General features: G+C 32.3%; 25 protein-coding genes and 2 tRNA genes. 19 read left to right on the plus strand and 8 right to left on the minus strand.

Annotation, left to right across the window (positions count from 1 at the left end; all coding sequences use genetic code 11):
• Positions 1 to 586, minus strand: a 586-nt coding sequence (gene petB / locus EU95_RS0109155) for a cytochrome b6 (RefSeq protein WP_032523069.1), incomplete at its 3' end; no start/stop codon positions are given.
• Between the two features lie 71 nt (positions 587 to 657).
• Here petB and ctpZ point away from each other — a divergent pair.
• The 6 genes from ctpZ to EU95_RS01570 all read left to right on the plus strand — a co-directional run bounded on the left by ctpZ (position 658) and on the right by EU95_RS01570 (position 5313).
• A complete protein-coding gene (gene ctpZ, locus EU95_RS01595; RefSeq protein ID WP_032523070.1) occupies positions 658 to 1944 on the plus strand; it encodes a carboxyl-terminal processing protease CtpZ in 1287 nt (428 codons plus the stop codon).
• A 38-nt stretch (positions 1945 to 1982) separates the two neighbouring features.
• Positions 1983 to 3239: an HD domain-containing protein gene (locus EU95_RS01590; RefSeq protein WP_032522772.1), complete on the plus strand. Its 1257-nt coding sequence runs from the start codon at positions 1983 to 1985 to the stop codon at positions 3237 to 3239.
• Between the two features lie 10 nt (positions 3240 to 3249).
• Positions 3250 to 3906 (plus strand): septum site-determining protein MinC, encoded by a 657-nt coding sequence (locus EU95_RS01585; protein ID WP_032522773.1) that lies wholly within the window; start codon positions 3250 to 3252, stop codon positions 3904 to 3906.
• Positions 3907 to 4024: 118 nt separating this feature from the next.
• Entirely contained in the window at positions 4025 to 4840 is an 816-nt protein-coding gene (gene minD / locus EU95_RS01580) for a septum site-determining protein MinD (protein WP_032522774.1), read from the plus strand.
• 1 nt (position 4841) lies between these two features.
• Positions 4842 to 5177, plus strand: coding sequence for a cell division topological specificity factor MinE (gene minE, locus EU95_RS01575; RefSeq protein WP_032522775.1), 336 nt, complete (start codon positions 4842 to 4844; stop codon positions 5175 to 5177).
• Between the two features lie 64 nt (positions 5178 to 5241).
• Positions 5242 to 5313: transfer RNA gene (locus EU95_RS01570), tRNA-Thr, on the plus strand.
• Between the two features lie 177 nt (positions 5314 to 5490).
• Here EU95_RS01570 and EU95_RS01565 read toward each other — a convergent pair.
• From EU95_RS01565 to EU95_RS01550, 4 genes are all read right to left on the minus strand, one after another.
• Positions 5491 to 6072, minus strand: coding sequence for an L-threonylcarbamoyladenylate synthase (locus EU95_RS01565; protein WP_032522776.1), 582 nt, complete (start codon positions 6070 to 6072; stop codon positions 5491 to 5493).
• A gap of 19 nt (positions 6073 to 6091) precedes the next feature.
• Positions 6092 to 6961, minus strand: a complete 870-nt coding sequence (gene prmC, locus EU95_RS01560; RefSeq protein ID WP_032522777.1) for a peptide chain release factor N(5)-glutamine methyltransferase — start codon at positions 6959 to 6961, stop codon at positions 6092 to 6094.
• 11 nt (positions 6962 to 6972) lie between these two features.
• Positions 6973 to 7125: a photosystem II reaction center protein PsbM gene (gene psbM / locus EU95_RS01555; RefSeq protein ID WP_002807437.1), complete on the minus strand. Its 153-nt coding sequence runs from the start codon at positions 7123 to 7125 to the stop codon at positions 6973 to 6975.
• Positions 7126 to 7228: 103 nt separating this feature from the next.
• Positions 7229 to 7591, minus strand: a complete 363-nt coding sequence (locus tag EU95_RS01550; RefSeq protein ID WP_032522778.1) for a 2Fe-2S iron-sulfur cluster-binding protein — start codon at positions 7589 to 7591, stop codon at positions 7229 to 7231.
• A 222-nt stretch (positions 7592 to 7813) separates the two neighbouring features.
• Between EU95_RS01550 and psbB the strand changes: the two genes are divergently transcribed.
• The 7 genes from psbB to EU95_RS01520 all read left to right on the plus strand — a co-directional run bounded on the left by psbB (position 7814) and on the right by EU95_RS01520 (position 14020).
• Complete coding sequence (gene psbB / locus EU95_RS01545; RefSeq protein WP_032522779.1) at positions 7814 to 9337, plus strand: photosystem II chlorophyll-binding protein CP47; 1524 nt, start codon at positions 7814 to 7816, stop codon at positions 9335 to 9337.
• Positions 9338 to 9360: 23 nt separating this feature from the next.
• Positions 9361 to 9459 (plus strand): photosystem II reaction center protein T, encoded by a 99-nt coding sequence (locus tag EU95_RS09485; RefSeq protein WP_011131951.1) that lies wholly within the window; start codon positions 9361 to 9363, stop codon positions 9457 to 9459.
• Positions 9460 to 9558: 99 nt separating this feature from the next.
• A complete protein-coding gene (gene nrdR, locus EU95_RS01540) occupies positions 9559 to 10038 on the plus strand; it encodes a transcriptional regulator NrdR (RefSeq protein WP_032522780.1) in 480 nt (159 codons plus the stop codon).
• A gap of 108 nt (positions 10039 to 10146) precedes the next feature.
• Positions 10147 to 11238 (plus strand): 30S ribosomal protein S1, encoded by a 1092-nt coding sequence (locus tag EU95_RS01535; protein WP_032522781.1) that lies wholly within the window; start codon positions 10147 to 10149, stop codon positions 11236 to 11238.
• Between the two features lie 136 nt (positions 11239 to 11374).
• Positions 11375 to 12616: a methionine adenosyltransferase gene (gene metK / locus EU95_RS01530; RefSeq protein WP_032522782.1), complete on the plus strand. Its 1242-nt coding sequence runs from the start codon at positions 11375 to 11377 to the stop codon at positions 12614 to 12616.
• A 12-nt stretch (positions 12617 to 12628) separates the two neighbouring features.
• Positions 12629 to 13858: an FGGY-family carbohydrate kinase gene (locus EU95_RS01525; RefSeq protein WP_032522783.1), complete on the plus strand. Its 1230-nt coding sequence runs from the start codon at positions 12629 to 12631 to the stop codon at positions 13856 to 13858.
• Between the two features lie 89 nt (positions 13859 to 13947).
• Positions 13948 to 14020: transfer RNA gene (locus EU95_RS01520), tRNA-Phe, on the plus strand.
• An 89-nt stretch (positions 14021 to 14109) separates the two neighbouring features.
• Here the strand turns inward: EU95_RS01520 and EU95_RS01515 are convergent.
• Positions 14110 to 14529: a hypothetical protein gene (locus EU95_RS01515; RefSeq protein ID WP_032522784.1), complete on the minus strand. Its 420-nt coding sequence runs from the start codon at positions 14527 to 14529 to the stop codon at positions 14110 to 14112.
• A gap of 141 nt (positions 14530 to 14670) precedes the next feature.
• Between EU95_RS01515 and EU95_RS01510 the strand changes: the two genes are divergently transcribed.
• The 3 genes from EU95_RS01510 (at position 14671) to EU95_RS01500 (ending at position 16129) form a co-directional block, all read left to right on the plus strand.
• Positions 14671 to 15306, plus strand: a complete 636-nt coding sequence (locus tag EU95_RS01510; RefSeq protein ID WP_032522785.1) for a TVP38/TMEM64 family protein — start codon at positions 14671 to 14673, stop codon at positions 15304 to 15306.
• A 117-nt stretch (positions 15307 to 15423) separates the two neighbouring features.
• Positions 15424 to 15603, plus strand: a complete 180-nt coding sequence (locus EU95_RS01505) for a hypothetical protein (RefSeq protein WP_032522786.1) — start codon at positions 15424 to 15426, stop codon at positions 15601 to 15603.
• Positions 15578 to 16129 (plus strand): phycobiliprotein lyase, encoded by a 552-nt coding sequence (locus tag EU95_RS01500; RefSeq protein ID WP_032522787.1) that lies wholly within the window; start codon positions 15578 to 15580, stop codon positions 16127 to 16129. Before EU95_RS01505 ends, EU95_RS01500 begins: the two co-directional genes overlap by 26 nt.
• Here EU95_RS01500 and EU95_RS01495 read toward each other — a convergent pair.
• A complete protein-coding gene (locus EU95_RS01495) occupies positions 16113 to 16625 on the minus strand; it encodes an R-phycoerythrin subunit beta (RefSeq protein ID WP_032522788.1) in 513 nt (170 codons plus the stop codon). The two genes, EU95_RS01500 and EU95_RS01495, sit on opposite strands and share 17 nt — an antisense overlap.
• 110 nt (positions 16626 to 16735) lie before the next feature.
• Between EU95_RS01495 and EU95_RS01490 the strand changes: the two genes are divergently transcribed.
• The 3 genes from EU95_RS01490 to EU95_RS01480 are packed head-to-tail and all read left to right on the plus strand — an operon-like array spanning position 16736 to position 20695.
• Positions 16736 to 17005 (plus strand): hypothetical protein, encoded by a 270-nt coding sequence (locus EU95_RS01490; RefSeq protein WP_241466742.1) that lies wholly within the window; start codon positions 16736 to 16738, stop codon positions 17003 to 17005.
• A 28-nt stretch (positions 17006 to 17033) separates the two neighbouring features.
• Positions 17034 to 19442, plus strand: a complete 2409-nt coding sequence (locus EU95_RS01485) for a UvrD-helicase domain-containing protein (protein ID WP_032522789.1) — start codon at positions 17034 to 17036, stop codon at positions 19440 to 19442.
• A gap of 5 nt (positions 19443 to 19447) precedes the next feature.
• The gene (locus tag EU95_RS01480; protein WP_032522790.1) at positions 19448 to 20695 is read left to right on the plus strand and encodes a CCA tRNA nucleotidyltransferase; all 1248 of its coding nucleotides are present in this window, start codon (positions 19448 to 19450) and stop codon (positions 20693 to 20695) included.
• Here EU95_RS01480 and selD read toward each other — a convergent pair whose 3' ends face one another.
• A complete protein-coding gene (gene selD, locus EU95_RS01475; protein ID WP_032522791.1) occupies positions 20696 to 22867 on the minus strand; it encodes a selenide, water dikinase SelD in 2172 nt (723 codons plus the stop codon). It lies immediately after the preceding gene.
• Positions 22868 to 22870: the final 3 nt, after the last annotated feature.

Genomic DNA, 22870 nt, shown 5'->3' on the forward strand with positions numbered 1-22870 from the left:
ATGGCAATACAAAAGTATGAAGACTGTAAAATCTGGTTAAAGTGGACTGTCCCACACTTTCTCCACCTCTGAGTAGTTCAACCATGAAGTCACCAATTATTGGTATTGCAGCTGGGACACCTGAAACGATCTTAACTGCCCAATAACCTACCTGGTCCCAAGGCAGGGAGTATCCTGTCACTCCAAAAGCAACAGTTATAACTGCCATTACAACGCCTGTAACCCAAGTCAATTCTCTTGGCCTTTTAAAACCTCCTGTAAGATAAACCCTAAAGACATGAAGGATTAACATCAAAACCATCATTGATGCACTCCATCTATGCACAGATCTTATTAACCATCCAAAACTTACATCGGTCATTAAATAACTGACTGAACTATAAGCTTGTGTAACTGTTGGCTTATAGTAAAAAGTCATTGCAAAACCTGTTGCAAATTGAATTAGGAAGCATACTAAAGTTATGCCTCCTAAACAATAAAAAATATTTACGTGAGGGGGTACGTACTTGGAAGTTACGTCGTCAGTTATGTCTTGAATTTCAAGTCTTTCTTGAAACCAGTCATAAACAGATGAAGAATTCGCCATCCAAAAAAAAATTAGCTTTGATATAAAGAGCTTACTTAAAATTCTTATACTTGGTGTTAACACTTAACCCAATGAATTCATCTTTTAACAAACTTTTAACATTCAAAACTGTGATCACTGCATCAATGATCATCGTTTTTTCTATCAATATTTTATTGATGGAAAGAGTGGATGCTCTCAGTGATAGCAGGCAATTAGTACTTGACGCTTGGACCTTGGTAAACGAAGGTTTTTATGATCCAGAAAAGTTTGATGAAATCCAATGGAAAAGAATTAGACAAAAAACATTACAGAAACAAATTGAAACAAGTGAAGAGGCTTATTCTGCAATCGAAGACATGTTAAGACCTCTAGATGATCCTTACACAAGAATTTTACGCCCAAAAGATTATGAACTACTGAAGTCAAGTAATTTTGGTAGTGAAATTAATGGTGTTGGGCTTCAATTAGGCGAAGATGATGACAATAAAATTAGAGTTATATCTACTATTGGGGGTTCGCCTGCTGAAGAAGCTGGTATAGTTAGCGGGGACTTGATAGAGACAGTGGACGGGATATCATCAGAAAAATTAGGGCTTGCAAGTACTGCCTCTAAGTTAAGAGGCGAATCAGGGACAAAAGTTTTAGTAGAAATATCTACGGAATCGGGAGAAATTAGGGAAGTCGATCTAGAAAGGAGATCAGTAGATCTGAGACCAGTGAGAACAAAAAGGTTAAGAGACGATTCTCACACAATAGGATATTTAAGGATAACTCAATTCAGTGAAAGCGTACCCAAAAAAGTTGAAGAGGCACTCCAAGAGTTAAAAGAGAAAGAGGTTGAGGGCTTGATCTTGGATCTTAGAAATAATTCAGGGGGACTAGTAAGCTCAGGTATAGCAGTTGCAGATTCATTATTAAGTGAAAAACCTGTGGTCGAGACAAAAGACAGAAATGGAATTAAAGATGCAATTCTATCTCAAAAAGAGACATCTTTTGATGGACCAATGGTGACTTTAGTAAATAAAGGGACTGCAAGCGCTAGCGAAATACTTGCTGGTTCACTACAAGATAATGAAAGATCAATTCTTATGGGAGAACAAACCTATGGGAAAGGTTTAATTCAATCTCTAAAAAGTTTGGGAGAGGATAGTGGTATTGCGATAACAGTGGCTAGTTACTTAACCCCCAAAGGAAATAATATTCAAGGCCAAGGTATGACGCCTGACAAATTACTTGATCTCCCAGATGCAAGTGAATATGGAAGTGCTGAAGATAAATGGGTGAGGAATGCAGAGTTATTTCTGGGGTCGCTTCTAGAAAAAGAAAAAGTTTCAGTTCAAACTATTGAATTAAATAATGGTGAAATTCAATCTTGAAATAACAAAAGTATTTTTAATCAAAAGTTTTTAAAAATATGACTATTAAAAGAATTTTTCATGACCCAATTCATAAAGAAATAGTATTTGATGCAGGAAAGCCAGAAGAATTAATGATTATGGAATTAATTGATACAGCTGCCTTTCAAAGACTAAGAAGAATAAAACAACTAGGAGCTGCATCATTACTTTTTCATGGTGCAGAATCAAGTCGTTTTACCCACTCAATCGGCGTATTTTGTATAGCTAGAAAAATTTATAAGAGATTAATTGAAAATAAATCTTCATTTTGTGATAATAAATTTGTTCTTTATGGAGCAGCTCTACTGCATGATTTAGGTCATGGACCTTTAAGCCATACAAGTGAAACAATTTTCGAGCATGACCACGAACAATGGTCTGCAAACTTAGTGATAAATTATTCTCCAATAAATTCAATTCTCAAAAAATATGACAACGAATTACCTAGACAAATTGGAGAATTATTTCAATCAAAACAACTATTTTCAAAGCCTTTAAAAACATTGATAAGCAGTGAAATAGATTGCGATCGTCTCGATTATCTTTTACGCGATAGTTACAACACAGGTACTAATTATGGCTTAGTAGATTTAGAGAGAATAATTTCAGCTCTTACCTTTTCACCTGATGGAAATATCGGAATCAAACCAAAGGGAGTTATCGCTATTGAGCATTTCCTTGTTCTAAGAAACTTGATGTATAGAACAATCTACAATCACAGAATTAACGAAATATCAACATGGATTCTGGAAAAAATATTACACACAATAAAACATAATTTCGAAAAGAAAATTTGGTTAGATAATTCACTATATAAATGGATTTTTTCTCCTACAAAGTTAGATTTTGATGATTTCATTAGAAATGATGATATAACCTTTTATTATCATTTGATTAGGTGGAAAGATGATTCTTTCGAGCCACTTTCCACACTATGCAAAATGTTTATTGATAGAGATTTATTAAAAGCATCAGACATAAGTTTTTTAAGTAAGATTGATAGGCTAAAAATCCTTGCATTTGCAAGAAAATTGTGTGAATCAAAAGGTTATGATTCAGAATTATTTTGCGGGATTAAGGAGAGGTCTTTCAAAGGTTTTGAATCTAATAATGCACTAAAAATATGGGACGGAGCCTATCAAAGCTCATTAGAAAATAGTTCTGCATTAATAAAAACATTAATGCGATCTGAAGAAAGCTCTTTCATTATTTATCCACACATGATAAAAAATGAAATTAAAACTCAGATTTCGTTCATAAAAAATAATTCCTAAATTTTATTCAGTGGAAATCGTTTTAAATCAAATTAAAAGTAAATATTTAGAAATTTTTTCTTTATTGGATATAGATAATATCGAAAAAACTTTCCAAAAAGTTGCTTCCATAAAAGGACCTCTGGAAGCAAAAGTTTTCATAATTAATGAGTCGATAAGTTGTCATCAATTATCAAAATTAAAAAATCATTTTGACAAACTTTATATTTGTTCCTTATGCATTTACTCAAATAATAGAGAAACGATATTAAGTGGAAAGTCTTTGAAAATAGATTCAACTTTTATTAAAGGGCAAGAAATTAAAAACAAGTTACTCCTACTCAATTCAAAAAATAAAGACGATATTCTTCACAAAGGAACATTAAGATCGGGTGACAGAATATCTTCAAATGGAAACCTTTGCATTATTGGTGACGTTAATCCAGGAGCCATAGTTTCCGCTAAAAAAAATATTTACGTCTGGGGCAAATTACTGGGGATCGCATTCGCAGGGAAAAGTGGAAATATAAATGCCTCTATTACATCACTTTATTTAAATCCTTTACAATTACGAATTGCAGATGTAATAGCTATTGGACCAAAGGATAAGCCCAAAAATTGTTATCCAGAAATTGCTGTAATAGATAAACGAACGATAATCATCAGACCGCACATAATCCAAAACTAAAAATTAATCAATAATTTGCAATAAATTAATTAAAAATTGACAAATTTAAGAATTACTTAATATTTAAAATATTTAACTTTCTACAAGTGGCTTTATTATTTGAAAAATTATTAAAATCTTGGCGGAAAATACTCGCACAATTCTAATTTGTTCAGGTAAAGGTGGAGTTGGCAAAACCACTTTAACCGCAAACCTAGGCATAGCACTTGCTAACACTGGTGCAACTACTGCTGTATTAGATGCCGATTTTGGTTTAAGAAATTTAGATCTACTTCTAGGATTAGAAAATCGCATTATCTATACAGCACAAGATGTTCTAGACAAGAATTGTCGTCTCGACCAAGCATTAGTCAGGCATAAAAAGGAACCTAATCTTGCTCTTCTACCAGCTGGGGATCCTAGGATGTTGGATTGGATGAAGCCCGAAGATATGAAAAAAATTAGTGAGCTACTTAGTGAGAAATTTGATTTTGTCTTAGTAGATTGTCCTGCTGGTGTAGAAGATGGATTCAAAAATGCTCTAGCATCCTGTAAAGAAGCGATTGTTGTTACTAACCCAGAATTATCTGCAGTGCGTGATGCAGATAGAGTAATAGGGATTCTAAATTCTTCAGATATTGAGCCTATCCAACTTGTAATAAATAGAGTTCGCCCTAACATGATGGCTAGTCAAGAAATGTTATCTATAGAAGATGTTCAAGGCATCCTTTCTTTGCCTTTGCTAGGTATTGTTTTAGAAGATGAACAAGTAATAATAAGTACAAATAGAGGCGAGCCACTTACACTTTCAGATGGCAGATCTCCTGCAAAAAAATGTTATTTAAATGTTTCTCAAAGACTAACAAATAAAGACGTACCTATTATCGACCCCAAAAAAGAAGGTAAAAGTCTTAAAGATAAATTCATGAGATTAATGCAAACAAAGGTTTTTTAAAATGATGACTCTCAGAGATCTTATTAATAAATTACTAGGCAGAGAAACGTCTAGTGCAAATACAGCTAGAGAAAGATTACAACTTGTACTAGCTCATGACAGGGTTGATATGAGTTCATTAACAACTGATCTTTTGGATAAAATGAGGAAAGAGATTCTAGATGTTGTTGCCAAATATGTAGAAATTGATTTCAAAGAGGTAGCAGTAAGTTTAGAAACTGAGGATAGAATGACTGCATTAGTTGCCAATTTACCAATCAAAAGAACTATTTCAGGAGAAATAAAATTTAAGAAAACTGATAAAACTGTCAAAGCTAATAAAGATATCAAAAAATAATAAATTTAAAAAAGCTAAAACAATCCTAATAATTGACCCTCCCTAATTGTAAGATAGTAAGGTTGCCGGCTTAGCTCAGCGGTAGAGCAGCGCTTTTGTAAAGCGAAGGTCATCAGTTCAAATCTGTTAGCCGGCATTTTGTTTTATTAAATCTTATGAGTAGTTTTTACCGAAAAAAACGAAATAAAAACTATAAGAGCAATCATAGGCAATAATCTTATTTCAAAAACATATCCCAAAAAAGATGCAAGGGGTTCAAATATCCAATAGGTAAAAATTTGAATTAATAAAACAAAAAATAATAAAAAAAACATTAATGCAAATCCCTAACTATTACTTCTCCTTCTCTAATCATCCTCCAATCGCCTCTTTTTCTCCAAGATATTATGGTACTGGCTTTACCACTATTTTTTTTCCATGGAATAGGTCCTAAAATTTTTAAAGAAGGGAAGTCTGAAGCGATTCCCATAGCTGTCATTGATCCCTTAAAACCTGAAATATTTGCACTTGAAGTTAACAATGGACCTGTTTTTTTTATGAGAGCTTGAGCCATATTTGAATTTGGGATTCTTAACCCAAGAGTAGAATCTTTGCTTGTGAGAATTACTTGCCGCTTTTCTGAACAAGGAATAACAATTGTCAGAGCTCCAGGCCAATAAGTTGAAGCTATATTTTCGTAATCTTCTCTAGCTGATTCATGAACATAATCGATTAATTGTTTTTGTTCTGATCCCATAAGGATTAAGGGTTTATTTTTATCTCTTTTCTTAAACTTATAAATAACATTTGAGAATTCTGGCAAGCATCCAATTGCAGGTAAGGTATCTGTTGGGAAAATAATAGGCAAACCACTTTTTAGAGTCTCCAAAGCTGATTGGCGGTCTACTAAATTCATTTATATTTTTATTAATAATTTATTTATATCTCCCAATCGTAAACCTACCAATACCTGAAAGATCTTTAATGATTTCTATTGATGTAAATTTATTTTTTAAAAGTAGTTGTTTTACTTTTTCACCTTGATCAAAATGATTCTCTAAAATTAACCATCCCTTCTCTTTTAAAAATAATGGTGCATTTTGAATGATTTCCCTTATGTGTTTTAAACCATCTTCGCCGCCTAATAAAGCGACTTTAGGTTCGAAATTTTTAACTTCTTTAGGTAATTTTTCATAAGTATCTTTAGGAATATATGGTGGGTTTGAAATAGCGAAGTCTAATTTACCTCTTAAACTTTCAAGAGGGTCCCACCAATTACCGCAAAAGAAGTCTAAATTTGATTGTTTAGAAGCATTTCTATAATTTTCAATGGCTACTTCTAATGCATCTTGATCTATATCAGTTGCTATTCCGTTGCTCAATGGATAAGCCAATGCCAAAGCAATACTTATAGCGCCTGATCCAGTTCCTAATTCAGCAAAAAAAAATTTTTCTGACTTTTTTCCGAATTTATTAAGTACAATATCAACTATTAATTCTGTCTCTGATCTCGGGATAAGAACTTTGTTGGAAACTTTTAATTTTAAGTTTCTCCAAAAAGTAATTCCGCATAGGTATTGGATTGGTTGAGAGTCTAATAAATGATTATCCCAAATAGATCCTAAATAGTTTAAATTTTTTTTCAAATATAATTTTCCCTCAGGATTTAAACTCATAAAGTTTTGATCATTAATCGAGATGCCGCCTAAACAATCAAGTAAGACAGCAAAAGATTGTTGATCTCCTCCTTTAGAAAGTTGCTTTTTTTTCCACAATAAAAATTCTTTTATAGAAATGCAAAGCATTTATAAAAGTCTTACCTTTTTGGATCTAGCTTACCTTTACCAGAGTCTGAGTAGAAGCTTGACTTTTCACCTTCTTGAGTAGATAAAAATAAACCTATAAGGAAAATCGTTGGAACCCCTACGAATAAAAGACTTGCTACGAATCCAAAGTTAGTTGTTTCCATTTAATTAACAATTTCTAGAACACATTAAGACTATAAACGTATATCTTTAGATAAAGTGGAATAATCTACAAATTTTATCAACAGATTAACAGTCTTAAACAATTTAACGAGGTAATTTTTTGTTTTTACTAATTTGTTTAAGTTCATCTAAATTAGAAGGTGGAGATTGTGGTTTTGTTAAAATTATGGCTGAAGATCTTATTAGTGTTTGACATGCAAGTCGCCAATTTTCTGGTCTGTTTTTAAGTTTTTCTTCTTCAACAAAAGTAAGTGGGCTTAAGGAATTTTTGTTTCCGCCTTCAACTGAAACAAAACAAGTACTGCATTGTCCCGCGCCATTGCAATTTCCTAATAAACCTTTTAATCCATAAAGTTGTAATTTTTCTCTTATTACTAATTCTCTTAAATTTTCTCCAGACTTACACTGGACATCTAACCCCTCCCGGAGAAATCTGATAGTTGTCATTTTTTTAGTTATTTTTTATATTTTGGCGCTTTTCTTTGAGAATTGTGACCAAAATATTAACAATTTTTAGCTAAAAATTCCTTGTAAAGTCAGTGATACAAATTGATTTGCCCAATTTTTGCAAGAAAATAAATTTATTTACAAAAATCCCTCAAAGACAAAAAAACCCTTACTATCGTGATGTTTAGCTGTTTATCCAGCATAGTTACTAGAAATTAACCGATGGGATTGCCTTGGTATCGAGTTCACACTGTAGTTATTAATGACCCAGGTCGACTACTTGCTGTGCATCTCATGCATACTGCATTATTAGCCGGCTGGGCCGGTTCTATGGCTTTATACGAATTAGCCATTTTTGATCCTTCTGATGCTGTTCTCAATCCAATGTGGAGGCAGGGAATGTACGTTATGCCTTTCATGGCAAGACTAGGTATCACAAGTAGTTGGAACGGATGGGATATCACTGGTGCTACAGGAGTTGATCCTGGATTTTGGAGTTTTGAAGGGGTTGCAGCAGCCCACATTGTATTTAGTGGGCTTTTAATTCTTGCATCAATTTGGCATTGGACATACTGGGATCTAGATCTATGGGAAGATCCAAGGACTGGCGAACCTGCCCTTGATCTACCAAGAATATTTGGTATTCATCTACTTTTAGCAGGAATTACTTGTTTTGGATTCGGAGCTTTTCATTGCGCAAATGTAGGGATTTGGGTTTCAGATCCATATGGTTTAAATGGTCACGTAGAACCGGTCTCTCCTTCTTGGGGAGTTGATGGTTTTAACCCATTCAATCCTGGTGGAATAGTTGCAAATCATATTGCGGCTGGACTTCTAGGTATTATTGGCGGAATTTTCCATATAACCAATAGACCAGGTGAAAGGCTATACAAAGCATTAAGACTTGGAAGCTTAGAAGGGGTTTTAGCCAGTGCTCTAGCAGCTGTTCTATTTGTATCATTTGTAGTTTCAGGGACAATGTGGTACGGATCAGCAACAACTCCAATTGAATTATTTGGTCCCACCAGATATCAATGGGATTCTGGCTATTTTAAAACCGAAATTAATAGAAGGGTTCAAGCGGCTATTGATAATGGTGCTACCAGAGAAGAGGCATATGAATCTATTCCAGAGAAATTAGCCTTTTATGATTACGTTGGTAATAGTCCTGCTAAAGGAGGATTATTTAGAGTTGGAGCTCTTGTAAATGGAGATGGGTTACCAACCGGCTGGCAGGGTCATATTTCCTTCCAAGATAAAGAAGGCAACGAATTAGAAGTTAGAAGAATACCTAATTTCTTTGAGAACTTTCCTGTAATCCTTGAAGACAAAGAAGGTAATGTAAGAGCTGATATTCCATTTAGAAGAGCTGAAGCAAAGTATTCATTTGAACAAACTGGTATTACAGCAACTATCTATGGTGGAGATCTTAACGGGCAAACTTTTACTGATCCTGCTGTAGTCAAAAGATTAGCTAGAAAGGCTCAGCTTGGAGAAGCATTCAAATTCGATAGAGAAACCTATAAATCTGATGGTGTATTCCGTAGCTCACCAAGGGCATGGTTTACATATGCTCACTTATGTTTTGGTTTACTATTCTTATTTGGCCACTGGTGGCATGCTTCAAGGACTCTTTACAAAGGAAGATTTGCTGGAATTGATGCTGAGATTGGTGACCAAGTCGAATTTGGTTTATTCAAAAAGCTTGGTGATGAAACCACAAGAAGAATCCCAGGAAGGGTTTAAACTAAACTTAATTACTTAATCTTATGGAAGCTTTCGCTTACGTTCTTATTCTAACTCTCGCAGTTGTTACCTTATTCTTTGCTGTCGCTTTTAGAGACCCACCTAAATTTGATAGAAAATGAACTAAGAAAAAAAAACCTCTTTAACAAGAGGTTTTTTTTACTTTTCATAATTAAAATATTACTCTACTATTAGAGTTGAAGTACAATTTATTTCACCACATGCAGTGTCCAACCTGTCAAAATACAGATAGCAGAGTTTTGGAATCAAGATCTGCTGATAGTGGTAAAAGTGTTCGAAGAAGAAGAGAGTGCTTAAATTGCAGCTTTAGGTTCACCACTTATGAAAGAGTTGAAACAATGCCAGTTTCAGTTATTAAAAAGGATGGGGGCAGAGAATTATTTGATAAACAAAAATTATTTTCTGGCATATCAAGAGCTTGCGAAAAGACTAACTTCACGAGTGAAGCAATTATTAACTTTGTAGATGGTATTGAATCACAAATCATTCAAGACTCTAATAAAGATATTAAATCTTCACAAATTGGAGAGTTAATTCTTAAGGGTCTTAGGAAAGAAAACGAAGTCGCTTATATAAGATACGCCTCAGTATACAGAAAATTTAATGGGGTAAAAGATTTTATTTCTACTCTGGAATCTTTAAAAGGAAGTTCAAAAAACCAATTAGCTTCAATTTTATAAAATTCAGCATCTTAAAGTGTAGAATAATTAACACAAATGTTTTTGCTATTGGTTTGCAGGCTAGTAGCATTCCTTTCTAACTGCCTTAGGTAGTCTGCGATGCGAAAAATGACCGAAAATTCTTCCCAAACAATTAAAGAACTTTCTGAAGATAAAGAAATCAAAAATTCGTCTGAATTAGATAACGCTTCGACATCCCAAAATGATGAAGATTTATCATTCGAAAAGAATGATATTCCTTCAGCGGATTCTTCATCCAGTAGAACAAATGTTGATTTTGACAATGCAGGATTCACACAAGAAGAATTTGCATCACTTTTAGGGAAGTATGACTATAACTTCAAGCCTGGTGATTTAGTAAAAGGTACTGTTTTTGCTCTAGAGCCCAAAGGAGCAATGATAGATATAGGTGCCAAAACAGCGGCTTTTATGCCTGTTCAGGAAGTTTCAATAAATAGAGTTGAAGGACTTAATGACGTTTTACAACCTTCAGAAAGTAGAGAATTTTTTATAATGAGTGAAGAAAATGAAGATGGCCAACTAGCCCTCTCCATCAGAAGAATTGAATATCAAAGAGCATGGGAAAGAGTTAGACAACTCCAAAAAGAAGATGCAACTATATATTCTGAAGTTTTTGCGACAAACAGGGGAGGCGCCCTTGTGAGGGTAGAGGGTTTGAGAGGTTTTATCCCAGGCTCTCATATAAGTGCTCGAAAAATTAAAGATGACTTAGAAGGTGAATATTTACCTTTAAAATTTCTGGAAGTTGATGAAGAAAGAAATAGATTAGTTCTAAGTCATAGAAGAGCTTTAGTTGAGAAAAAAATGAATAGACTTGAAGTTGGTGAAGTAGTTGTAGGATCTGTAAAAGGTATTAAACCTTATGGAGCCTTTATTGATATTGGAGGAGTAAGTGGTTTATTACATATTTCCGAGATCAGTCATGAACATATAGAAACTCCTCACAATGTTTTAAATGTTAGTGACCAAATGAAAGTAATGATAATTGACCTTGATTCAGAAAGAGGAAGAATTTCATTATCTACAAAAGCACTTGAACCTGAACCAGGTGATATGCTGACTGACCCTCAGAAAGTTTTTAGCAAAGCTGAAGAAATGGCTGCTAAATATAAGCAAATGTTATTTGAACAAACTGACGATAACGAAGAAATCCCCGCAGCTTCTGCTGAAAAAGTTTAAATTTACTTGTTGATTTCGGGCAATAATATCGGAACAAAAAGTTTCTTCGTCAAAAAAATGTTTTTAAATTTACAATCATTGATTAGTAAATACAGTCTAATTTAGGATAGGATTGAAATTTAAAAATTATATTTTAATGAGTGATTTCATCTTCACTTCTGAATCCGTTACTGAAGGTCATCCAGACAAAATATGTGATCAAATTAGTGACGCTGTTTTAGATTCCTTGTTAACAGAAGATCCAGAAAGCAGAGTTGCATGCGAAACCGTTGTTAATACTGGTCTTTGTTTACTTACTGGAGAAATAACTTCAAAAGCAAAAGTTGATTATATAAAACTTGTCAGGAATGTAATTAAAGAAATTGGATATGAAAGCCATAAAGCTGGTGGCTTTGATGCAAATAGTTGTGCTGTTTTAGTAGCACTTGACGAGCAATCACCAGATATTGCACAAGGAGTAAACGAAGCAGATGATTTTAACGATGATTTGGGAGATAATACCGGAGCTGGCGACCAAGGCATAATGTTTGGCTATGCATGCGATGAAACTCCCGAATTGATGCCCTTACCGATTAGCTTAGCTCATAGATTAGCCATTCAACTTGCCAAAGTAAGACATGAAGAAGTCCTTAATTATCTCCTCCCTGATGGTAAAACACAAGTAAGCATTGATTACGAAAAAGGAGTGCCAGTTTCAATTAATACCATCTTAATTTCAACTCAACATAATCCTGAGATTGATGGAATCACAAATGAAGAAGAAATTCGTCAAAGAATAAAAGAAGATTTGTGGAAGAATGTTGTAATTCCTGCTACTGAAGATTTAGAAATTAAACCAAATATTCACAAAACAAGATTTCTCGTGAACCCAACGGGAAAATTTGTCGTAGGAGGGCCTCAAGGAGATGCTGGGCTTACTGGCAGAAAAATTATTGTAGATACTTACGGTGGATATGCTAGACATGGTGGAGGGGCATTCTCGGGCAAAGATCCTACAAAAGTTGATAGATCAGCTGCTTATGCAGCACGTTATGTGGCAAAAAGTATAGTTGAGGCAAAATTGGCAAAAAAAGCAGAAGTACAATTAAGTTATGCAATTGGAGTTGCAAAACCGATTTCCATTCTCGTTGAAACTTTTGATACTGGTGTTATTTCACAGGCTAATTTGACTAAACTTATTCAACAGCACTTTGATTTAAGACCTGCAGCAATTATAAAAGAATTCAACTTAAAAAATTTACCCAAAATAATGGGTGGTAAATTTTTTAGGAAGACTGCATCCTACGGACATTTTGGCAGAAGAGATCTTGAGCTTCCTTGGGAAAATGTTGAAGAAAAGGCAGCCCAATTATTAGAGGCATCCAAAGTATTTTCATAAGATATTTCCTCGATGCCTGATAATTTTTATGGAGGGTTAGATTTTGGAACCAGTGGTGCAAGAATATCTATAATTGATCTTAATAAAGAATTAGTATATTCAAATTCAGTTCCTTATCTGTACAGCTTTAAAAATCCAAATTCTTGGATCTATTCTTGTGAAAAACTCTTAGATAATATGCCTATTGAGGTAAAAAGTAACCTTAATAAATTGGCTATATCTGGAACCTCAGGAACTTTGACAGCATCCAATTTAAAGGGGGAGCCAATAGGAGAAGCCATCCCTTATGACCAAGCATGTCATAAACATAAGACCCTTCTTGAATCATTAACTTTTGGAGAAGAGCATTTACGAACTCCATATAGTAGTCTTGCAAAAGCATTATTTCTAATAGATAAATACGGAACAAATATACTTTTAAGACATCAATCGGATTGGATAACTGGTTGGTTTTTAAAAGATTGGACTCATGGAGAAGAAGGAAATAATCTCAAACTTGGTTGGGATCTTATAAAAGAATCGTGGCCAAAAAGCTATCTCAATACTTCATGGCAAAAATGCTTACCGCAAATAATAAAAAGTGGAAAAATTATTGGACAAGTAAATTTTGATTTAGCAAAAAGATTTAACTTGAATAAAAAATTAATATTAATCTCAGGCACCACTGATTCTAATGCAAGTTTAATCGCTGCAAGTTTACGGAGAGAAGATGGTCTAACAGTTTTGGGGACAACTATTGTAGTTAAAAAAATTATTGATAAGCCAATAAAAGAACAAGGAATTACAACCCATAGAGTCAGTGGGGATTGGATCTGTGGTGGAGCATCAAATGCAGGATGCGGAATCTTATCTAAATTCTTTTCTGATTCAGAACTCAAGGAACTCAGTCGACAAATAAATCCATCGAAAAACACTTCTTTAAATCTGTTACCTCTAAATAGCAAGGGAGAGAGATTTCCTGTAAATAATTCTAATTTAGAGCCGATTCTTGACCCTAGACCAGTAAGCGATTCCCTTTATTTGCATGCATTATTCGAGGGACTGGCAAAAATTGAATTGAAAGGATGGAAAAAACTAGGTGAACTAACAGGTTCACTTCCAAATAAAATTATCACGATTGGTGGAGGTTCAAAAAACCCTCAGTGGAGGAAAATAAGAGAAAAAATTATAAATATACCAATAGTTTCATGTAATAAAACTACTTCATTTGGTACTGCCTTATTAGCGTTTAATTCAAAATAATATTTTTGGGGATATTTGATTAAGATATAAAATTTTAAAAAAAAGGGTTTCACAAACTACACATCTTAATTTAGAGTAGATAGGTTAGAGCCGGGATAGCTCAGTTGGTAGAGCAGGCGACTGAAAATCGCCGTGTCCCCAGTTCAAATCTGGGTCCTGGCACCTTTAAAACCCTGTATTTGTCAGGGTTTTATACTTTTTAAGTATAAAAATTACAATTCTTTTTATTTTATTTTTTTAATTAAAAATTCTTAGTTTTCCACTCTGCAGACTTGAGTAATAATCCCCAAAATCAGTTTATCTTCATTTGGATCTTGCCAATCAGCTAAATCATTGAAATTACTATTTACCTCATCTATAGAAACATCAACATCTCTAAATGATTTTTCAAAACAATTTATATCCATTGTATAGAGAATATCATTGGTAATTTCACTTTTTGTTTTGGGAATAAATTTACTCAATACTCTCACAGAACCATCTTCATTTCTCCTGATACTTTGCCTATCCCATAACTGTTCTCCATATTCACTTTTAGGGACTCCAACCCATTCATGAGACAAAGCAGTTGCTTGTTTTATCGAAATACAAATGAAAACTATTATCGAAAGGAATAAACTAATGCTATTTCTAATAAATATTGAATTAACTTTTTTATTAGAATCAACCATTAATACTTTTGAAAAAATTTTTTACCAGGAGTAAATATAAGATTAAAAATTTGTAAAAATTTTTATTGATTAGTATTTCTATTATAGATACAATCAAATATTAAATTAAGAATTTACTTCCAATAAATTTACTAGAAAATAATGAATAAAATACAAAAATTTCTCTCATTAGTTTTTTTTATTGCAATATTTGTTGTATTGATTTATGTAATCCAAAATTATGGGATTGAACCTCTCAGGAACAAAATAGAAAGTATGGGAATTTGGGCTCCTTTTGGAATTTTTATACTTAGAGGAGTAAGTATTATCTTACCAGCTCTTCCAAGTTCAGCTTATTCTCTACTAGCAGGTTCATTACTAGGATTTCAAAAAGGTTACATGACTATAATTTTTTCTGATATCGTTTTTTGCCAAGCTGCTTTCTTTATTGCAAGAAATTATGGTCGGGTTCCTGTACGTAATTTAGTAGGCCCAAAAGCAATGCAAAAGATTGAAAGTTTTAATCAAAACCAGTTAGAAGAAAATTTCTTTCTTATGACAGGACTGCTAATGACTGGCCTTTTTGATTTTCTAAGCTATGCAATTGGTATTGGAGGAACTCGCTGGAAAATATTTACTCCAGCATTATTAATAAGTCTTCTAATCAGTGACTCTATATTAGTAGCAGTGGGAGCTGGAGTTAGCCAGGGAGCAGGATTATTTCTAGGGATTTCCCTATTGGGAATGTTTGCTTTAGCGACTATTTCAGGATTGGCAAAAAATAAAATGCCTAAATAACAAGAAAATTGATAATTCTGTAATCAAAGAAGAAAGATATGACATTTTTGCAAACAATAACTTTAATAATAAGAATTCATGTAAGAATAGATATCGATTAATTTTAAAATTTAATAGATGACTCCATTTAGACCAACTTCATATGATCGCCCTGGAGAACAACTATCAACCACCCCTTCTGGATTAAAAGTAACCTCTGCAAAGAGATTAATGGTGGATTCAATGGTAAGAATGATACAAAAAGCAGAAAATCATTCCGTAGAAGATAAACTTGACGAAGAATCTAACAACAATTAATCAATTCATTGATAAAAGTATTGGAGAGTGGAAATCTATTAGAAGTACCCACACTTTAGCTTTTCAAGAATTTGAAAACTCAACTAGTAAAATATATATAAAACATATCAACTCAAAAAATAAAAAAGTCGTTGAAATTTTTAAAAACTATAAATTAAGTTTAAACCTTGAAAGCATAGCCATATCTATTAAATGGCAAGCTATTAGCGATTGGGAAGATGATGATATAAGTGAGCGACATGAAACTATTTTAATTTTTATACCCAAAGATGAGAATTCAGGTATTGTCTTAAGAAATAAAGGTTACACCGAATCAGTTATTTCATCATCCAATTATTTTGTTGATGAACAAAATAATTTACATATTAAAACCTTTTATAAATCAACAGTTTCCGAAGAAAGAATTTCCTTTTTATCCACTCATATAAGATCAAGATTTTCTACTATTAGGAATCAAGAGACCAAATCAGTATTGCAGACTTCCCATACTTCAGAAATAAGGAATTTAGCTAGTTTAAAAGATTAATTATCCTTTCAAATTGAAACTCTGTTTCAGAAATTAAATCAGGAAGAAAACTTTTATTTCCCTGAATACTATCAACTGTTGATCTTAAATCAGAGATAGTTGCATCTTGCATTAATTTAATAACCCTTCTTGCATTTCTTAAAGGTACCCCAAGAGCAAGATAAGTATTTTTAAGATCCTTCAAACAACTTTTTTCTAAAACTGATTCATCTTTAGTAATCAAAAGATAGGCAACAATCCTTAGTATTATTTCTCCATCTCTTAAACAAACGGACATCTTATTAGTAGTATTTAAAGCTATTTTTGAATTAATTGAATCTTGATTTTCGCAAATCATTGCTGTTACTGCATCTGCTGCAATTGCATGTGAATTTTTAGTTATTGAGGATATTGCATCTAATCTCGAGTTTGCACTATTAATAAATTCTTTTATATTGCTTAAATCATTTAATTTCTTATCAGCGGAAAATAGTTGGTTATTCTTTAAAACTGACATTCTTAAATTAAAAAAATTAAAGCTCGAATCTAAGAATAGTACAAAGCTAGTAAAAACAATACAATTTAAAAATTAACGCAATGCTTCTTAATTAATAACTTCATTCCAAAGTGATAGTTGAAATAATTCAAATAAAAAAGTTTTTTCCGCTAATATATGAATACGTTTTTAATAAAGTTTTGGATCAGCAAGATTTGAAATTATCAAAAAAACTTATCACCTCTTATAAAAAGAGATTGGAAAAAGAAATTCTTGACAGAAGTATGAAATTAAGAATGCCACAAAATAAATTTGCAGAAATAATTGACAACAATAATGAACTTATTAATTTAAAACAAGCGTTGAAAAAGCTAGAAGCAGAAACTGAACCTCATAGTTAAGTCTGACTCTTTAAAAAACCTTACAAAAGTGTCTCAAACTAACAATTTCCTTTTTAAGTCTTTAAACAATGAACAACTTCAAGCAGTAAAGCATGTTTATGGACCACTTTTAGTTGTTGCAGGTGCAGGTAGCGGAAAAACAAAAGCTCTCACCCACAGAATTGCTAATCTTATTGAAAACAACTCTATAGATCCTTACAACATTCTTGCGGTTACTTTTACAAACAAAGCTGCTAAAGAAATGAAAGCAAGATTAGAGGTTCTTCTAGCCCAAGAATTAGCTTTTAATCAATTTGGTCAGCCTTGGACAACTCTCGAAGAAATTGATCAAAATCAATTAAGAACAAACGTTCACCAAGAGAGGCTTCAGAACCTTTGGATCGGTACTTTCCATTCCTTATTTTCAAGACTTCTTAGATACGATATTGAAAAATACACTGATCCAGAAGGCCTAAAATGGACAAGACAATTTTCAATTTATGATGAAACAGATTCTCAAACATTAGTAAAAGAAATTATCAGTCAAGATATGAATCTTGACCCAAAAAGATATGATCCCAAAAAGATTAAAAGATTAATAAGTAATGCTAAAAATCAATGCTTAACTTCTAATGATCTTTCAGAAAAAGCAGATAATAATTTTGATAAAACAGTCGCAGAAGCCTACAAGAGATATAGGATTTCGCTCTCAAAAAATAATTCTTTAGACTTTGATGATCTTCTGCTTTTGCCAGTCTTCTTATTGAGGCAAAATGATATAGTCAGAGATTACTGGCATAAGAGATTTAAACATATTTTAGTTGACGAATATCAAGATACAAATAGAACACAATATGAACTTATAAAATTAATTACGGCTGGAAATACTGAACCAAAAAAATTCTTCAATTGGGAAGATCGGTCAATTTTTGTAGTTGGGGATGCTGATCAAAGTATTTATAGTTTTAGAGCGGCTGACTTCAGAATTTTAATTGGTTTTCAAGAAGATTTTAAAACTTCAATCAACGACGGTACAAAATCATCTTTAATTAAATTAGAAGAAAATTATAGGTCATCTTCCAATATCCTTGATGCTGCAAACTCACTAATTGAAAACAACTCTGAAAGAATTGACAAAGTTTTAAAGGCTACTAAAGAAAAAGGGGAACTTTTAACGTTACTTAGCTGTGATGATGAAATTTCCGAGGCAGAAGCAATTACCAATAAAATAAAATCACTAAATAACTATAATCAAAACCCAATTTGGAAAAATTTTGCAATTTTATATCGAACCAGAGCTCAGTCGAGAGTATTAGAAGAATCTCTTGTAAGGTGGCGCATTCCTTATACAATTTTTGGAGGATTACGTTTTTATGATAGAAGAGAAATTAAAGATGCAATAGCATATTTGAAAGTTCTGGTTAATTCTTCAGATAACGTTAGTCTTTTACGAATCATAAATGTTCCTAGAAGAGGGATTGGTAAGACTACTATTCAAAAACTTAATGAACTATCTAATAGGTTAAATATCCCATTATGGGAGGTTCTTAATGATAAGCAAAGTCTTGAAGAAACAATCGGCAGATCATCAAAAGGAATTAATAAATTTACTGAAATCATGAATGATCTACTTTGTTATCTAGAAAATTCAGGTCCCGCTCAACTACTACAACTTATATTAGAAAAAAGTGGTTATTTAAGTGACTTGCTCTCTAGTGGAACTGAAGAATCTGAAGATAGAAGAAATAACTTACAAGAACTAATTAATGCAGCTACTCAATATGAAGAAGAAACAGAAAGTGGAGATGTAGAGGGTTTTCTTTCTACAGCAGCCTTAACAACTGATAATGATACGAAGAAAAATAATCCTAACTCTGTAACTCTCATGACTCTGCACAATAGTAAAGGTTTAGAATTTCAAAATGTTTTTATCACTGGGCTAGAACAAGGTCTCTTCCCTAGCCATAGGTCAATAGATACTCCCTCACTTCTTGAAGAGGAAAGAAGATTATGCTATGTAGGTATTACTAGAGCGAAAGAAAGAGTTTTCTTAAGTCATGCCAGAGAAAGAAGATTATGGGGTGGAATGCGTGAAGCAACAATTCCTTCAATATTTCTTTCGGAAATACCTGAAGATTTAATGTATGGCGAATTACCACAAACTGGTGGTGCTTCAATTAGAAGAGATTGGCATCTTGATCGTTTAACTAGAGTTGATCGAAACAATACAAATGAATTTGTTAACAAACCAATAAATGCAGTAAGGAAATTATATTCAGGTCCCAGTAAAGGGAAAAGCTGGATAGTTGGAGATATGCTAATTCACTCAAAGTTTGGGAAAGGTGAAATCATACATATTTTTGGGAGTGGGGAAAAAATATCTTTAGCAGTGAAATTTGGTGATAAAGGAAGTAAAATTCTAGATCCCAGATTAGCTCCAATTCGTTATGTAAGTTAAAACTCATGAGAGATATATCTGATTACATCCAAGGGGAATTAATTAAAACTCCATTTAATCTATATAACCTAATTGCTAAATACATAGAATCTAATAACAATACTAAAGTAGCTTTTGTTGGCGGTTATTTAAGAGATTTATTAATTAGTAAATTCCACAAAAAATCGTTTTCTAAACCTGTAGATATTGATCTTGTTATTGAAGGATCCTCTATTTCTCTTGCAAAATTTATAAAAAAAAATATTGTGAATGTAGATTTATGTTTAATCAAGGAATTTAATTTATACAATACTGTAGAAATAAATATTAATGACTATAAAATTGATATTGCTTCTGCAAGAAAAGAAATTTATTCTGCTCCAGGCTTAAATCCCACAGTAAATAAAAGTACTATTGAGGATGATCTTAAGAGAAGAGATTTCACTATAAATTCAATAGCCTTCGAGGTCTCGACAAGGAAAATCTATGATCTTTATGGAGGCATTTCTGATATAAAAAGTAAAAGATTGAACTTGCTTCACAGTGATAGTATTTCAGATGATCCAAGTAGATTAATTAGATGTGCAAAATATGCTTCAAGGTTAAATTTCAATATTTCAAATAATTCCCTCAAACAATCTCAAGAAACAGTTAAACAATGGCCATGGAAAAGTTCAGAAACTTATCAGAAAATGATTTACCCTCCAGCACTAGGCATAAGAATAAGGATGGAACTAGCCGAAATATGGAAAAACGATAATTTGACAAATGTGATTTCGATAATTCACAAATGGGAAATTATCTCAATCTTAAATAAAAATATTAAAGTCGATAAAAGATTTTTAAGAGGACTAAATTGGCTTAAGAAGTTAAAAGGGAATCATATGCTTTACTTATTAAAAGATTCAGAAGATTTAGAAAAAGAATGTCAAAGATTTTTGGTAAATAATAGTGAGATAAAAATATTAGAAGACTATATAAATATCAAAAAGATATTAAATACAAACAAAAAAAATTTCAATCATTTTTCTCCATCAAGTTGGACAGAATTTATTGAGGACAGAAACCTTAATGATGAGACAGTCAAATTATTAATTTGTGATGGAGGACCATACTGGCGTAAATTGTTTAAGTGGTTATTTATTTACAAATTCATAAAATCAAAAAAAGATGGAGAAACATTAAAAAAAGAAGGATGGGACCCAGGGAAGGAGATGGGAAAGGAAATCAAAAGATTAAGATATTTGGAAATTGACAAATTAAATAGAAACTAATTACATTTTTACAACCTCTCCAACCTTGTACCATTTATCCTTTAGAACATTTTCATATTTAGGATTGCAACTAATCAACAAGGGGCCACATGTTTGAGGATCTAATAGTAATGATATTCTCTCGATAAAAGCCTCTTGATCGAATGAATTTTCGTTTGAAAAATTAATTATTCTTTTTTGCTTATTTACTTTATAAATTTTGTCAAAAATTTCTTTATTAGATTCAAAAAAAGTACTTTTAACATCTTTTTTTATTAAATCAAATACTCCAGGATAAGCTTTAAATGCAAATAGATCTAATAAAACTTTTAGTGGTTCAAGATTATTGCTTTGCCTATATAAATTAGATGATTCAACCATTTCTTTAAGATGTCCAATAAATCCATATCCAGTAATGTCAGTCGCAGCATTGACTAATGATTCTTTAAATTGATTTTGAAAAAGATAAATTTCATCAATCAAATATTGCTGACTCTTTACTAAATTATTAATTACTTCAGAAGAACTACCTAGCATATTAATATTTTGCATTTGACCGGCAAAGTAAATCCCAACGCCCAGAGGTCTAGACATCATGAGAATATCTCCAATATTCATGCCAGATTTAAGCCATGGTTTTGCTCCATTTTTTAAAATACCTTGAACTGTTAAAGAAATATCTATTCCTAATGAATAAGGCTTATTTACTAAACTTCTTGCCTCAAAAGTATGGCCTCCAAGTAATTCACCTCCATGATCCTCAACTGTTGCTTTAATACCTTGAAGTGATTGGGAAAAGAGGTAACTCTGAAATTCCCTTTCAACTTTTGGTAATGAAATTAAAGCCTGCGCGGATGAAAGTTTTGCTCCGCATGCCCACAAATCTGAAAATGCATGCAAAGTAGTAATCTTTGCATTAAGCCAAGGATCACTTACCAAAGCAGGAAATCCATCTATACTTTGCAAGATAATATCTTGACCATTTTGATATATCTCAACTGAATCTTCAGGTGATGAGGCAAAGGAATTTAAATTAGAATTTATTAATGATTTATTCAAAACAAGCTGAGGAATTTTAGCTGCACATCCTCTGCAATCATTCAATGAAATATTTTTTTCACTACTTTTCATAATTAGCCTTTTTGATCTGAACTTTTTAATAAAGTTGAGATCAATTTTATGTTTTAAAATCCAAAAAATAAAAGAAGGGCCGAAAACAAAATTGCGATAAATAGCAAAAGCCTTTGGATGATGGCTTGGAAATATATTTACTATTTGCAATCCGATCTTTTGTGGAAACCACTTTTTTAATGATCTCCCTTCTATATCTTTTTTTAGATTTTGTACTAATGTATTCACAACTTTTACTGCAAAAACGCCCGATGCTGGTCTTTTTGCTGAACCTACAACTGCGCAATCACCCGTAGCAAAAATTCCGGGAAAACTTTTCAACTGCAAATTCCGATTTGTTATTATTCTGCCACGAGAATCGGAATCTAATAATTTTTTTTGTGCCCATAAAGGAGATGAATTCCCAGTACATAAAAGAATCTTTCCATAATTAAAATTAAGGGTTTCAACTAAATCAATATTAGAATTCCGTAAACTTTTTAGAATTTTATTATTAATTTTTCTTGAATCACATAATAGTTTTAAAGGTCTATCTCTCCATCTTTTTCTCAAAGCATATGATAATTCAATTGCAGCAAGGCCGCTCCCAACAATTACAAATGGAAGTTCATTAACTGAATCAAAGATATCCTCTTTTTTTATTAATTCATAAGCCCTTAAAAAAGGTTTAATTGAAAAAGCATTTCGATTTTTAACTAGAGACTCAAATTCTTTTGGAATTATTGTTTGACTTCCATAATTAAGCACCAATTTCGAATAATTAACTGAAGGTCTATTACTTAAAACAATTTTCTTTAAATTAAAATCAATGTCCTTTACTTCTTCTTCTATAAAAGATACTTTTACATTTTTTGCTAAAGATTTTATATCAATTAAACTCTCCTCTAGAGTGATTGATTTTGAAATCACCGATGGGAATATCGCGGAATAAACCAAATGAGAATCTCTAGATATAATTGAAACAGGAATTTTTGGCATTAATTTCGGACACATTAACCATTTCTTCAATAAAAGAACATTTGTATGTCCTCCTCCAATTAGTACCAGATGATTAAAAGTCATTTA

It is taken from the genome of Prochlorococcus marinus str. MIT 9201, assembly GCF_000759955.1.
In the GTDB taxonomy this organism is placed as follows: Bacteria; Cyanobacteriota; Cyanobacteriia; order PCC-6307; family Cyanobiaceae; genus Prochlorococcus_A; species Prochlorococcus_A marinus_G.